Genomic DNA, 12,269 nt, shown 5'->3' on the forward strand with positions numbered 1-12,269 from the left:
TCCCTTTTGTTGTTTCTTGTGGTCGATATTTCTGCGCCAGCGGTGCGGAATGGCAATCTTTTTCTTTGCGAGCGGACAAAGGCAGACCATCCGCAGCCGGTTCGTGCATCTATCGCTTGGCAAGCCCGCAGCCGTTGAATCCCCGGCCGCGCCAGCAACCGCTGCTCATGCACTCGGCTTCCAGCCGTGGACAAGCGGTTGAAGCGCAATCCGCGCGGCCGCCCATACTGACGCACGCCGTGGCGCACCTGCTTCGCATGAACGAACAGCTCATGCCGCTTCCGGTCTGCCGTGGTTGCCCTGCTCCGGCCTGATCTGGCGGCAGCACGGCCCTCTTGTCGTCGCGCTTGGTCGGCCGCTTCGAATCAGGTTGGCCCGGACTTGCAGCGGGGCTCGGTGTCGTCAGCTTGGAGAGCTCCATCCGACACGGTCGGCCGGTCTCGGTGCGGACGCCGGCGCCGGTGGTTTCTTTCAGCTCGAGTGCCAGCTTGTACTGATAGGGCGCGCCGGCGGTGCGGCGAAGCGGATCCTTTTCGCCAATCAGCCCGTTGACGGTGACAGTCGCGCTGCCGTCCGCTTCAATCTTCCCGTCATAGATTGTGGCACCGGGCTTGCCCTCTTCCCCGGAGAGAGTGTGCAGCACGCCATCCTTGACGCGCAGCGCATACTGGAAATAGGCCTCGGGAAACGGGGGCTTGTTCTCGCAAGTTTCCTTCGCGATCCAGGTTCCATCGAACGCGGTTACGCGCTTGGCGGCGTCTGATGGTTTCGCCAAAGTCTCGATGCGTGATTTCGCCAAATCTGCGAACGCGCACGCTGGGAAGCGTGCGAGGTGATCCTTGAACGCCGCGAGCGTTCCCAGCGCTTCCGCGCTACGCCAATGGTCGCTGGCCTCCGCGCAGGGATCGACCTGAGGCGTCGCAGGAGACAACGCCGCCGTTTCGGGCTTGCCGTTGAGGTAGAACTCGCCGAAGAACGACAGCGACAGCTCCGGCACTTGCAAGCCTTTGGAGCGCTGGTAGACGCCGGCGCTGATCGTTTGAAATACCGTGTTGACGTTGCCCTTGTCGCCGATGTGCTCCAGGAACGCGCTGGTATAGGGGCTGTTGCGGCCGCTGCCGTCGTCGGCAGTCCGGCCGGCCTGTGTCGCGTAGGAAATGATGGTGCCCTCGGGACTTTCCATCTTGGCGAGGCCGCGAGAGACGGTGACGCCACGGCCCTGTCCGACGTTTCGCCGCAACTCGTCGGCAAATGGATTGTCGCGGCAGGCGTCGAGCACGAGGATGCGCAGGTTCTTCGCCTGCTGGAGATCCGCCAGGATCTCGTCGGCGCGTACCAGGCGGCGCAGATCGACCTCGTCGCGAACGACGGCATCGACAGGCACCAGATAGTTGACGCCGGCGAACTGGAGCGCGTGCCCGCTGTAGTAGAACAGGGCGACATCGGCGCCGCGAGCCTCACGCGCGAAGCGAAGAATGGTGTCCTGCATGGCGGACTGGTCGAGGTCGGTCGCGACCAGAGGATCGAACCCCGATCGCTTGAGGGCCGCGCCGACATCGGCCGCATCATTGGTCGGATTGGCGAGCATGGGAACGTTTCGGTAGGCGCCGTTGCCAATCACCAGCGCGACGCGCTTGTCCGCACGGGCATCGAGGCTCGACAAAGCGAGCAACAGGAAGCACCAGACCAGGCAATAGGGCAGACGCATGAAATCCTGCTCCAAATGGGGAGCATGATATTCAACAAGCTCGCAGCAATGCAATTTAACTTATGACGGCCCAGCGGTGCTCGGGTCCAAAAAGAAAGGGGCTCCAACTTGCGCTGGAGCCCCTCAACGGCCGGGACATTGCCGGGTATGTGCCCCAAACCGTAGTTGTGAGCGCGACCTCCGAGGAGGCCGCGCCCGGGAGGAGACTTACATGTTGTAGGCGCGCTCGGTGTGCTCGGTGATGTCGAGGCCTTCACGCTCGCTCTCGACATTGGCGCGGAGGCCAACGATCACATCGACGACCTTGTAGAGGATCGCCGAACCGATACCCGACCACACCAGCGTGGTGCCGACGCCCCAGACCTGGGAGATCATCTGCGCTGCGAAGTCGTAATCGGCAACCTTCGGCGGGATCGCGGTGTAGTCGATGATGCCCGCACCACCCAACGCCGGATTGACGAGGATGCCGGTGCCGAGGGCGCCGATGATGCCGCCGACGCAGTGCACGCCGAACACATCGAGGGAGTCATCGTAGCCGAGCGCGTTCTTCACGACGGTGCAGAAGAACAGGCAGACCACGCCGACCACGAGGCCGAGGACGATCGCACCCATCACGCCGGAGAAGCCGGCGGCAGGCGTGACGGCCACGAGGCCCGCGACAGCGCCGGAGATGACGCCGAGCACGGACGGGTGACCCTTGATGATCCACTCCGCGAACATCCACGACAGCGCGGCGGCTGCGGTGGCGACGAAGGAGTTGGTCATGGCAAGCGCTGCGCCGCCATTGGCTTCGAGGTTGGAGCCGGCGTTGAAGCCGAACCAGCCGACCCAGAGCAGCGAGGCGCCGATCATCGACATGGTCAGCGAGTGCGGAGCCATCAGCTCCTTGCCGTAACCGACGCGCTTGCCGATCAGCAGAGCGCCGACGAGGCCTGCGATGCCGGCGTTGATGTGCACCACGGTGCCGCCCGCGAAGTCGATCGCGCCCTTCTTGAAGATCCAGCCTGCGTCGGCGTTGATCTCGTCGAGCTTGGCCTGCGCCGCGGTCTTCGCCGCGCCATCAGCCGCAGCAGCCAGAGCCTTGGCAGCGTCCTGGATCATGTCCGGGCCGGGCCAATACCAGACCATGTGCGCGATTGGGAAGTAGATCAGCGTGACCCAGAGCGGGATGAAGAGCGCAATCGCCGCGAACTTCATGCGCTCGGCAAAGGCGCCGACGATGAGGGCGGGCGTGATCGCTGCGAAGGTCATCTGGAAGCACATATAGATGAGCTCCGAGATGTTGGCGTCGACCGAGAAGGTCGCAGCCTTCGAGTCGGTGGTGACGCCCATCATGAAGGCCTTGGAGAAGCCGCCGATGAAGTCCGAGCCGCCGGTGAAGGTGAGGCTGTAGCCGTACACGGCCCAGATCACGGTGACGACGCAGACGGTGTAGAACACCTGCATCAGGACCGAGAGCATGTTCTTGGAGCGGACGAGGCCGCCGTAGAACAGCGCGAGGCCGGGGATCGTCATCAACAGCACGAGCACTGTCGATGTCAGCATCCAGGCGTTGTCTCCCTTGTTGACCGTTGGCTCGGCATAGGCTGCGGTCGCAGCGAACAGGCCGACTGCGAGAGCCGCCAATCCCGCGCCATAGGGACGCTTAAACGTCATTTCATTTACTCCTGATTGAATTTTGATTGAGCGCGAAATCAAAGGGCCGCAGCATCGGCCTCGCCGGTGCGGATGCGAACCGCATGGTCGAGATTGATGACGAAGATCTTGCCGTCGCCGATCTGACCGGTTTTCGCGGCGGTCGTGATGGCGTCGATGGTCTTGTCGACCTGGTCGGAGGCGACAGCGACCTCGATCTTGATCTTGGGCAGGAAGCTCACGGCATATTCGGCGCCGCGATAGATTTCCGTATGGCCCTTCTGGCGGCCATATCCCTTGACTTCCGTCACCGTGAGACCGTGAACGCCGATGGCGGTCAGGGCGTCACGGACTTCTTCCAGCTTGAATGGCTTAATAATCGCCATAACAATTTTCATGGGTCCTATCCCCGCTTGGGCCCGGTCCGGACGTGGCCGGGCGTTTCTCGACTGGTTCGCCACGAGGGAGAAAGTTCACTACGCGGGCACAGCCAGGACCCTTAGAATCAAATGCCGTGCCAGATCGGGCGTGTTGGCTAACGGACTATGAAAACGGGTGTTTTCGCGTTTGACGCGTATTGCGGTGCGGTGCGCTATTACGCCGCGCTCAATACCTGATCATGCCTGATTAAAATAAAGGCACGTCAAGCTGCCGACACATTGATGCTCATGCGTCGGGCAGCAGAACGGTATTTCCGTAAGGCGGACGCCTGTTGCAGGGCTTGTCGTGCGGCGAAATATCGGACCCCCCGCACTTGTGCTCACGGAATGCGCGTAACCGGCCAAACAGCTTAAGCGGGGCGAGCTCGCCGGACGGTTGCAGGCAGAGACCGTCAGGCGGCGCTGCGTTCCGTGAACACCCGGTCGATCAGACCCCAGTCGACCGCCTGCTGCGCAGTCATGAAGTGGTCGCGGTCCAGGGTCCGTTCCACGTCCGGTTCGGGGCGCCCGCAATGCTGGGCATAGAGCCGGATGATGCGCCGCTTGGTTTCCTGCATCTCGGTGGCATGGATCAGGATGTCGGACGCCTGGCCCTGAAAGCCGCCGAGCGGCTGATGCACGTGAAGGCTCGCATTGGGCAGGGCGGCGCGGTGACCGGGCTCGCCGGCCATCAGCAGGAACGAGCCCATCGAGCGCGCGGTGCCCATGCACAGCGTATGCACCGGCGCCTTGATGAATTGCATGGTGTCGTACATCGCAAGGCCAGCGGTGACCACGCCGCCATAGGAATTGATGTAGAGATTGATCGGCTTGTTCGGATTCTCCGCCTCCAGGAACAAGAGCTGCGCGCAGACGAGGCCCGACATCGCATCATTGACCTCGCCGTTGAGGAAGATGATGCGCTCGCGCAGCAGGCGCGAATAGATGTCGAAGGATCGTTCGCCGCGGGCGGATTGTTCGACGACCATAGGGACGAGCTGAAGCATGTCGCGCATCGGCGACCTCCATGTCTGCGGGTGATGAAGTGGTGTTGGTGTTAGGCGGCCGCGCGCATCAGGCAGCCATTGCTGTTGGCCGGCTGCGGCAGCTTCATGCAGGTTTGCTGGATGATGCGGAAGCGGGTGCCGCCATCCTCGTTCGGTTCGATCCGGAAGATGACATGGCTTTCGCGAAACGGCGGTTCGGAATCGCGAAGCCGGTAGCGCACCTCCTGGCCTGGGATTGATGATTCCGGCTCGGCGCCCGCAAGGTCGCAATCCGGCAGCCAGCGCTCGCGCAACGCCGGAATGGTCACCGCGCGCCAGACCTTGGCCGGCGGCGCATCGAATTCATATTCGAGGACGAGAGCTGCGTCGGAGGGATCAGGCTTCGCGGCGTCGCTCATTGATCCATCTCCTTCAAGAGATCGGCGAGGGCATCCATGCGTTTCGGCCAATAGGCGCGGTAGCGCGCAAGCCAGGTCCCGATGGCGAGAATTCCTTCGGGATCGACTTCGTAATTCACAAAGCGGCCCTGCCGCTGTTCGCGCACCAGGCCTGCTCCGCGCAGCACCGCAAGATGCTGCGACATCGCCGGTTGGCTGATCTCCAATCCGTCGCGCAAGGCGCTCGCATTCAGGCTTCCGCCGGCAAGCTTTTCAAAGACCTTGCGGCGGGTCGGGTCGGCCAGCGCCTTGAAGATGTCGGCTTCGATCATGGCAACACATAAGCACAGGCTTATGTGTTGCGCAAGGCCCATTACTGCAGCGCCTCGCCGTGCTGCGAAATATCCAGCCCTTCGAGCTCGTGCTCCCGCGAGACGCGCAACGGCACGAACAGGCTGACCAGCTTGAGCAGGACGAAGCTCACGCCGGCCGACCAGACGAAGGTGACGGCGACCCCATACAGCTGGATCAGAAGCTGCTGCGGATGGCCTTCGAGCAGGCCGGCGGTGCCGCCGATCGCGCTGGTTGCGAACACGCCGGCCAGCAGGGTCCCGGTCAGCCCGCCGATGCCGTGGACGCCGAACACGTCGAGCGAATCGTCATAGTCGAACCGGTGCTTCAGCCAGGTGCAGGCCCAGTAGCAGACGAGGCCTGCGATCACGCCGATGACGATACCGTGCCAGGGCGCCACGAATCCCGAGGCCGGCGTGATGGTGCCGAGGCCGGCGACCGCGCCGGAGATCATGCCGAGCACGGACGGCTTGCGTCGCGTCGACCATTCGATCGCACCCCAGGTCAGCGCGCCGGAGCAGGCTGCGAGATGGGTCGCGATGATCGCCAGCACCGCGCGCGAATTGGCTGCGCCCGCCGAGCCGCCGTTGAAACCGAACCAGCCGACCCACAACAGGCCGGTGCCCATCACCGCGAGCGACAGATCGAACGGCGAAAGATTTTCGGTGCCGTAGCCGTGACGGCGTCCCATCACCTTCGCCGCAACGAGGCCGGCGGTGCCGGCGGACAGATGCACCACGAGGCCGCCGGCGAAATCCAGCACGCCCATGCTGGCGAGGAAGCCGCCGCCCCACACCCAGTGCGCCAGCGGAATGTAGACGAAGATGAACCAGGCCACTGAGAACAGCAGATAAGCGGAGAAACGCATCCGGTCGGCGACCGCGCCCGCGACCAGCGCCACCGTGATGATCGCAAACGTCATCTGGTACAGCATGAACAGCGCTTCCGGGATCGTCTTCGCCGCCGGGTTGACGCTGTCCATGGTCATGCCGGCGAGGAACCAGCGGTCGAGCGTGCCGATCCATGGGCCGTCGCCGACGAAGCACAGCGAATAGCCGAAGGCGACCCAGAGAATGGAGATGATCGTCACCGCGGCGAGGCTCTGCGCCATGGTGGCGAGCACGTTCTTCTTGCGCACCATGCCGGAATAGAACAGCGCGAGCCCCGGGATCGTCATCATCAGCACCAATGCGGTGGCGACAATCATCCAGGCGGTGTCGGCGGTGTTGATCTCTGAGCCCGCGGCGCGCGCCGGCGAAGCCATGATCGACACAAGCCCGATCGGCGCGGCAATAGCAGCCGCGCGGCGCAACAATCCCGCCATGTCGTTTCCCCCAGCTATTGATTGCGTCGCACGCCGTGGCGCCGTTGCCCGGTGCGATCTAGATAAGAATTAGTCCCTGCCTCACCGCACTCCACCCTCATCCTGAGGAGCCCGCGACAAGCGGGCGTCTCGAAGGATGGCCGCGGGCGAGAGCCGGGCCTTCATGGTTCGCCCGGCGATGCAAAGCATCGTCCGGAAACGCGTTCCGCGCTCCTCACCATGAGGGTCTTGAATCAGAGCGCGTCGCTGTCAGTCTCGCCGGTGCGAATGCGGGTCGCGTGATCAATCGGCGTGACGAAGATCTTGCCGTCACCGATCTGGCCGGTGCGCGCGGTCGCGGTGATGACGGCGACCGCCTTCTCGGCGATATCGGAGGCGACCGCGATCTCGATCCGCAGCTTCGGCAGGAAATTCACCACGTACTCAGCGCCGCGATAGATCTCGGTGTGGCCCTTTTGGCGGCCATAGCCCTTCACTTCGGTCACGGTCATGCCGTGGACGCCGATCGCCGTCAGTGCCTGGCGGACTTCATCGAGCTTGAAGGGTTTGATGATCGCGACGACGAGTTTCATGGTCAGGCCTATTCCCCGGGATGCGCCGCGCCGTATGTCCCCGGCGCTGCGTCAATCTGGCATCTTTCCGGGCAAATGGCATAAAAAAGTTGCAGATTGAAGCGGAAAATCGTTGGGCTATGTGAACGGCCGCCTCTGTACAGGGCAGCCGTTCATCCTCCACAATGCGTTTTTGGCATGGATGCGATGAACCCAAGCGTCGCGGCCGGTACAAAACTATGTTTGAGGGGGGACGCTTCATGGCGAGTTGGTTCTACGCATCCGAGGGCAAGCAGCAGGGGCCCTACCAGGAAGGGCAATTCCGCGACCTCGTCGCCCAGGGAGTCGTGCGCCCCGATACGCTGGTGTGGTCGGAGGGCATGGCCGGCTGGCAGAAGGCGGCCGAAATCCCTGGCCTGATCAGCGGCGGCGGTGCGCCTCCGATGATGCCGGCTGGCGGCCCGCCGATGATGGGCTCCGGAGGCTACGGCGGCGGTGGCGGCGGAGGATCGCTGGCGGTCGATTTCGGCATCCTCGAGTTCACCTGGCGCAGCATCGTGATGCTGATCGGCATGTGCTTCATCATCCCGGTGCCGTGGGTGTTCGTCTGGTACACGAAATGGATCGTGTCCTGCGTGAAGGTCCCCGGACGGCCCAATCTCAGCTTCACCGGCAATGCGATGGCGCTGGTGCCCTGGTATTTCGGCTTCATCGTTCTGGCGATCGTGATCGGGTTGATCGGCGTCCCCTTGCTGAGCAATTTGCTGTTCATCGCCCAGATCGTTCTCTACTGGCTCCTGATCAAATGGATGGTCGCGAACCTCGCCTCCAACGGGCAGCCGCTCGGCCTGAGCTTCACCGGCACGGTCTGGGCCTATGTCGGCTGGAGCCTGCTGTTTGCGATCTCCATCATCACCATCATCGGCTGGGCCTGGGTCGCCGCGGCTCAAATGCGCTGGTTCTGCCGCAGCATCGAAGGCACGCGGCGCGAGATCGTCTTCAACGGCAGCGGTCTCGGGATTCTCTGGCGGGGCATCGTGGCTGCATTCCTTTGCGGCTTCATCATCCCGATCCCGTGGGTGTATCGCTGGATCATGAACTGGTTCGCGTCGGAGACCGTCCTGGCTCCGCGAGGATCGCTCCGGACCTGACCTCGAGAGGCATAAGCGCGATCGATCGTGCTTATGCCTCTCAGGCTTTCCGTTCGCGCACCGAGCCTTCCTGCGCGACGGAGGCCACCAGCGTGCCGTCGGGCTTGAAGATCGAGCCGCGGGTCAAGCCGCGGCCGCTTCGGGCGCTTGGCGAATCCTGTGCGTAGAGCAGCCATTCGTCGGCGCGGAACGGCCGGTGAAACCACATCGCGTGGTCGAGGCTCGCTGGCATCATGCGCTTGTCGAACAGGGTGCGGCCGTAGCGCGCCATGATCGCGTCGAGCAGCGAGAAGTCGGACGCGTAGGCCAGCGCGCACATGTGCAGCGCCGGATCGTCCGGCAGCGTTGCCGCGGTTTTGATCCAGACATGGATGCGGCCGTCCTCGATCTTTTGGCCGAAATAGCGGCCGAGCTCGACCGGGCGCAGCTCGATCGGACGGTCGGATTCATAGTAGCGGCGGATGAACTCCGGCATCTCCTTGAACATCGGCTGCTTCGCGACCTCCTCCGCCGTCAGCTTTTCCGGCCGCGGCACGTCGGGCATCTTGTCCTGGTGATCGAACGCGCTCTCTTCCTCGGCATGGAACGACACCATGATCGAGAAGATCGCGTTGCCGTGCTGAATCGCGGTGACGCGTCGCGTCGAGTAGCTCTTGCCGTCGCGCAGGCGCTCGACCTGGTAGATGATCGGGATCTGCGGATCGCCCGGCAGGACGAAATAGCAATGCAGCGAATGCGGCAGCCTGCCCTCTACGGTGCGGCACGCTGCAACCATCGCCTGCCCGATCACCTGGCCGCCGAACACCCGTTGCCAGCTGGTCTTCGGACTGTTGCCGCGGAACAGATTCACCTCGAGCTGTTCGAGGTCGAGGATCGAGATGAGGTCGATCAGGCTCTTGGACATGGAATTCAGCTTTCGCCTTGCCGCCCCGGCTTCGCTGCTCCGGAATGACACAATGGGGGCTTTCCGCCCTTGTTTCACCGCACTGTTTCGCCCACCTCAAGTCTGCTAGCAAGGCCAGGATTTAGCCGGGAATTGGATATGTCGGTACAGGGTAGCATTGTCATCGGTGGCGGCGCGTTTGCGGGCCTGGCGCTGGCTGTGGCGTTGCGCCAGGGACTCGGCCCCGAGATCCCCGTCATCGTCGCCGACCCCGCGCTCTCCACACGTCCGAGCCGGGACCCGCGCGCGACTGCGATCGTGGCCGCCTGCCGCCGCCTGTTCGAGGCGATCGGCGCCTGGGATGACGTCAAGGGCGAGGCGCAGCCCATCCTCGACATGGTCGTCACCGATTCCAAGCTGGAAGACGCCACCCGTCCGGCGTTCCTCAACTTTGCCGGCGATGTCGCGCCGGGCGAGCCCTTCGCGCATATGGTCGAGAACCGCCGCCTGATCGATGCGCTGGTGGTCCGCGCCGAGGCCGAGGGCATTGATCTCCGCGCGACCACCGTGTCGTCTTACGACGCGCGAGCCGAGGGCATCGATGTGACGCTCGGCGACGGCAGCGTCATTGCGGCGAGCCTCCTGGTTGCGGCCGACGGCGCGAAGTCGAAACTGCGCGAGCGCGCCGGCATCGCCACCCATGGCTGGGAATACGATCAATCCGGCATCGTCGTCACCGTCGGCCATGATCGCGATCATGAAGGCCGCGCCGAAGAGCATTTTCTGCCGGCGGGTCCGTTCGCGATCCTGCCGCTTTCGGGCAAGCGCTCCTCGCTGGTCTGGACCGAGCGCCGCAGCGAAGCCGCGCGTATCATTGCGTTGAGCGATGAGGAATTTCACGGCGAGCTCGAGCAGCGCTTCGGCCTGCATCTCGGCGAGGTGAAGGCGCTCGACAAGCCGCGCGCGTTTCCGCTGTCCTATTTCGTCGCACGCTCCTTCATTGCCCAGCGCCTCGCGCTGGTCGGCGATTCCGCCCACGTCATCCACCCCATCGCGGGCCAGGGTCTCAACATGGGACTGAAGGACGTCGCCGCACTGGCCGAGGTCGTGGTCGATGCCGCGCGGCTCGGCATGGATATCGGCGCCGCCGACGTGCTCGAACGTTACCAGCGCTGGCGCCGCTTCGACACGATGGCCATGGGCGTTGCCACCAACTCGCTGAACTTCCTGTTCTCCAACCAGTCGACGCTGTTGCGCACGGTGCGCGACATCGGCCTCGGCCTCGTCGACCGCGCCCCGCCGCTGAAGAACCTGTTCATCCGCCAGGCCGCGGGTCTGACCGGTGAGATACCGCGGTTGCTGAAGGGCGAGGCGCTGTAGTTTTTTCCTGTCGTCCCGGACAAGCGCGCCTCAAGCGCGCACAGATCCGGGACCCATACGCCGCAGCAATAGTTTTGCGAAGACTCGGAGTGACCAGCTCGCGCAACAACCCAATTCGGTGGTTATGGGTCCCGGCCCCCGTGCGCAATTGCGCACTAGGCCAGGACGACACCTGGGGTGTGGTGCGGTCATCGCGCCAAACGACCAACGGGCCACAAGTCTCTCAATCGATCTTGCGAGCCTCTTCCGGCAGCATGATCGGAATGCCGTCGCGGATCGGATAGGCGAGCTTGGCGCTGCGCGAGATCAGCTCCTGCTTTGCAGAATCGAACTCCAGCGGGCCCTTGGTCAGCGGGCAGACCAAAATCTCCAGCAATTTGGGATCGACGCTGGCTTCGGGGCGTTCGGTGGGCGCGTTCATTGGGGTCTCCGACGGTCGGTTGCCTCTAGCATAAAAAATCGTAGCAGCCCATTGCGTCGCTCAAGCCGAAGCCATCCGCAGGATCTCGTCGAGCAGGCCCTCGAGCCGCGCGGCCGGCAATGGCGGGCCCGACAGGGCGAAGCCGAGAAACGTCCAGTACAGGATTTGGGCGCGGGCTCGCGCCGTCGCCGCCTCGAACCCGCGCTTCCTCAGCAACTCTTCGATATAGTCGAGCCTGCGCCGGTCGATGGCACGCACCGCCGTCTGTGCCGCCGCATCGAAGGCCGCCCAGTTCCGCACCGCGCGCTCGAGGTCGAGCCGCGCGCCAAAAGTCCTGCGCAGCAGCGCTTTCAGCGGCTCGCCGCTGTCCGCCTCGACGTCGGCGATGATCTGCTCGGCCGCGATCTCGCGCCAGCGCTTCAAAAGTGCAGCATGGAACGCGCCGAGATCGGCAAAATGCCAATAGAAGCTGCCGCGCGAGACCCCCATGGCTTTCGCCAGCGGATCGGCCTTCAGGGCGGTGAAGCCGTCTCTCGCGAGCGCCTTCAGGCCCTGCTTGATCCAATCGTCGGCGGTGAGCTGTTCGGCCATATCGGGTTCCGGATTCGGACCATACACTAGTGTATTGACAGCCGGCAGGCCAGCGCCTATCTCACCATACACAACTGTATGGACGAAATTTGCAGGGAGCTTTGACGATGCGTGATCTCTTGCTCCAGTGCGCCGGGGTCGTGACCATTGCCGTGGCCCTCATTCACGGCATTCTCGGCGAGACCAAGGTCTTTGCCCGCGCCCGCATAGAGCCGGAACGGCTCCGCACCCTGATCCGCCTGGTGTGGCAGGCCTCGACCGTCGCCTGGATCGGCGGAGGTGCGCTCCTGATCGCGGCGCCCTGGATGCAATCGGAGCCGGCGCGCCACTGGATCGTCGTCACCATGGCCGGCGTGTTCGGCTTCGCTGCTTTCGCCAACGCATGGGCCACGCGCGGCCGGCATTTTGGATGGATGGCGCTAAGTGCCGTCGTCGCGATGGCGGTTGCCGGCTACTGAGCGGCGCGCCCGA

The 12,269-nt window shown here is 63.9% G+C and carries 14 protein-coding genes; 3 read left to right on the top strand and 11 right to left on the bottom strand.

The window, feature by feature from the left end:
• Positions 1-109: 109 nt before the first annotated feature.
• From ABIB80_RS04590 to ABIB80_RS04625, 8 genes are all read right to left on the bottom strand, one after another.
• Complete coding sequence (locus ABIB80_RS04590) at positions 110-1,708, bottom strand: caspase family protein (protein ID WP_007598640.1); 1,599 nt, start codon at positions 1,706-1,708, stop codon at positions 110-112.
• A 207-nt stretch (positions 1,709-1,915) separates the two neighbouring features.
• The gene (locus tag ABIB80_RS04595; RefSeq protein ID WP_007598641.1) at positions 1,916-3,364 is read right to left on the bottom strand and encodes an ammonium transporter; all 1,449 of its coding nucleotides are present in this window, start codon (positions 3,362-3,364) and stop codon (positions 1,916-1,918) included.
• 38 nt (positions 3,365-3,402) lie between these two features.
• Entirely contained in the window at positions 3,403-3,741 is a 339-nt protein-coding gene (locus ABIB80_RS04600) for a P-II family nitrogen regulator (protein WP_007598642.1), read from the bottom strand.
• A gap of 434 nt (positions 3,742-4,175) precedes the next feature.
• On the bottom strand, positions 4,176-4,778 hold the full coding sequence (locus tag ABIB80_RS04605) for an ATP-dependent Clp protease proteolytic subunit (RefSeq protein ID WP_007598643.1): 603 nt from the start codon (positions 4,776-4,778) through the stop codon (positions 4,176-4,178).
• A gap of 41 nt (positions 4,779-4,819) precedes the next feature.
• Positions 4,820-5,167, bottom strand: a complete 348-nt coding sequence (locus ABIB80_RS04610; protein WP_007598644.1) for an SRPBCC family protein — start codon at positions 5,165-5,167, stop codon at positions 4,820-4,822.
• Positions 5,164-5,478, bottom strand: a complete 315-nt coding sequence (locus ABIB80_RS04615; protein ID WP_035993871.1) for an ArsR/SmtB family transcription factor — start codon at positions 5,476-5,478, stop codon at positions 5,164-5,166. The genes ABIB80_RS04610 and ABIB80_RS04615 overlap by 4 nt, the downstream gene beginning before the upstream one ends.
• A 41-nt stretch (positions 5,479-5,519) precedes the next feature.
• A complete protein-coding gene (locus ABIB80_RS04620; protein WP_007598646.1) occupies positions 5,520-6,821 on the bottom strand; it encodes an ammonium transporter in 1,302 nt (433 codons plus the stop codon).
• 233 nt (positions 6,822-7,054) lie between these two features.
• Positions 7,055-7,393, bottom strand: coding sequence for a P-II family nitrogen regulator (locus tag ABIB80_RS04625; protein ID WP_007598647.1), 339 nt, complete (start codon positions 7,391-7,393; stop codon positions 7,055-7,057).
• A 239-nt stretch (positions 7,394-7,632) separates the two neighbouring features.
• Between ABIB80_RS04625 and ABIB80_RS04630 the strand changes: the two genes are divergently transcribed.
• Complete coding sequence (locus tag ABIB80_RS04630) at positions 7,633-8,523, top strand: DUF4339 domain-containing protein (RefSeq protein WP_007598648.1); 891 nt, start codon at positions 7,633-7,635, stop codon at positions 8,521-8,523.
• A 40-nt stretch (positions 8,524-8,563) separates the two neighbouring features.
• On the opposite strand, the gene tesB is transcribed toward ABIB80_RS04630, so the two are convergent.
• Positions 8,564-9,427 carry an acyl-CoA thioesterase II gene (gene tesB, locus ABIB80_RS04635; RefSeq protein WP_219681884.1) on the bottom strand — a complete coding sequence of 288 codons (864 nt, stop codon included), beginning with the start codon at positions 9,425-9,427 and terminating at the stop codon, positions 8,564-8,566.
• A 138-nt stretch (positions 9,428-9,565) separates the two neighbouring features.
• On the opposite strand from tesB, the gene ABIB80_RS04640 reads away from it, so the two are divergent.
• The gene (locus ABIB80_RS04640; protein ID WP_007598650.1) at positions 9,566-10,786 is read left to right on the top strand and encodes a ubiquinone biosynthesis hydroxylase; all 1,221 of its coding nucleotides are present in this window, start codon (positions 9,566-9,568) and stop codon (positions 10,784-10,786) included.
• A gap of 223 nt (positions 10,787-11,009) precedes the next feature.
• Here ABIB80_RS04640 and ABIB80_RS04645 read toward each other — a convergent pair whose 3' ends face one another.
• Together ABIB80_RS04645 and ABIB80_RS04650 are read right to left on the bottom strand one after the other, a co-directional pair.
• Entirely contained in the window at positions 11,010-11,207 is a 198-nt protein-coding gene (locus ABIB80_RS04645; protein ID WP_007598651.1) for a Trm112 family protein, read from the bottom strand.
• Between the two features lie 60 nt (positions 11,208-11,267).
• Complete coding sequence (locus tag ABIB80_RS04650; protein WP_007598652.1) at positions 11,268-11,798, bottom strand: TetR/AcrR family transcriptional regulator; 531 nt, start codon at positions 11,796-11,798, stop codon at positions 11,268-11,270.
• 107 nt (positions 11,799-11,905) lie between these two features.
• Here ABIB80_RS04650 and ABIB80_RS04655 point away from each other — a divergent pair, with 107 nt between their 5' ends.
• Positions 11,906-12,256, top strand: a complete 351-nt coding sequence (locus tag ABIB80_RS04655; protein WP_007598653.1) for a hypothetical protein — start codon at positions 11,906-11,908, stop codon at positions 12,254-12,256.
• The last annotated feature ends 13 nt before the right edge of the window (positions 12,257-12,269 follow it).

The organism is Bradyrhizobium sp. i1.15.2 (genome assembly GCF_040548425.1).
Lineage (GTDB): Bacteria > Pseudomonadota > Alphaproteobacteria > Rhizobiales > Xanthobacteraceae > Bradyrhizobium > Bradyrhizobium canariense.

Coding starts and splice junctions, on each gene's coding strand:
- ABIB80_RS04590 (WP_007598640.1), bottom strand. CDS start 1,708: ATGCGTCTGCCCTATTGCCTGGTCTGGTGCTTCCTGTTGCTCGCTTTG.
- ABIB80_RS04595 (WP_007598641.1), bottom strand. CDS start 3,364: ATGACGTTTAAGCGTCCCTATGGCGCGGGATTGGCGGCTCTCGCAGTC.
- ABIB80_RS04600 (WP_007598642.1), bottom strand. CDS start 3,741: ATGAAAATTGTTATGGCGATTATTAAGCCATTCAAGCTGGAAGAAGTC.
- ABIB80_RS04605 (WP_007598643.1), bottom strand. CDS start 4,778: ATGCGCGACATGCTTCAGCTCGTCCCTATGGTCGTCGAACAATCCGCC.
- ABIB80_RS04610 (WP_007598644.1), bottom strand. CDS start 5,167: ATGAGCGACGCCGCGAAGCCTGATCCCTCCGACGCAGCTCTCGTCCTC.
- ABIB80_RS04615 (WP_035993871.1), bottom strand. CDS start 5,478: ATGATCGAAGCCGACATCTTCAAGGCGCTGGCCGACCCGACCCGCCGC.
- ABIB80_RS04620 (WP_007598646.1), bottom strand. CDS start 6,821: ATGGCGGGATTGTTGCGCCGCGCGGCTGCTATTGCCGCGCCGATCGGG.
- ABIB80_RS04625 (WP_007598647.1), bottom strand. CDS start 7,393: ATGAAACTCGTCGTCGCGATCATCAAACCCTTCAAGCTCGATGAAGTC.
- ABIB80_RS04630 (WP_007598648.1), top strand. CDS start 7,633: ATGGCGAGTTGGTTCTACGCATCCGAGGGCAAGCAGCAGGGGCCCTAC.
- tesB (WP_219681884.1), bottom strand. CDS start 9,427: ATGTCCAAGAGCCTGATCGACCTCATCTCGATCCTCGACCTCGAACAG.
- ABIB80_RS04640 (WP_007598650.1), top strand. CDS start 9,566: ATGTCGGTACAGGGTAGCATTGTCATCGGTGGCGGCGCGTTTGCGGGC.
- ABIB80_RS04645 (WP_007598651.1), bottom strand. CDS start 11,207: ATGAACGCGCCCACCGAACGCCCCGAAGCCAGCGTCGATCCCAAATTG.
- ABIB80_RS04650 (WP_007598652.1), bottom strand. CDS start 11,798: ATGGCCGAACAGCTCACCGCCGACGATTGGATCAAGCAGGGCCTGAAG.
- ABIB80_RS04655 (WP_007598653.1), top strand. CDS start 11,906: ATGCGTGATCTCTTGCTCCAGTGCGCCGGGGTCGTGACCATTGCCGTG.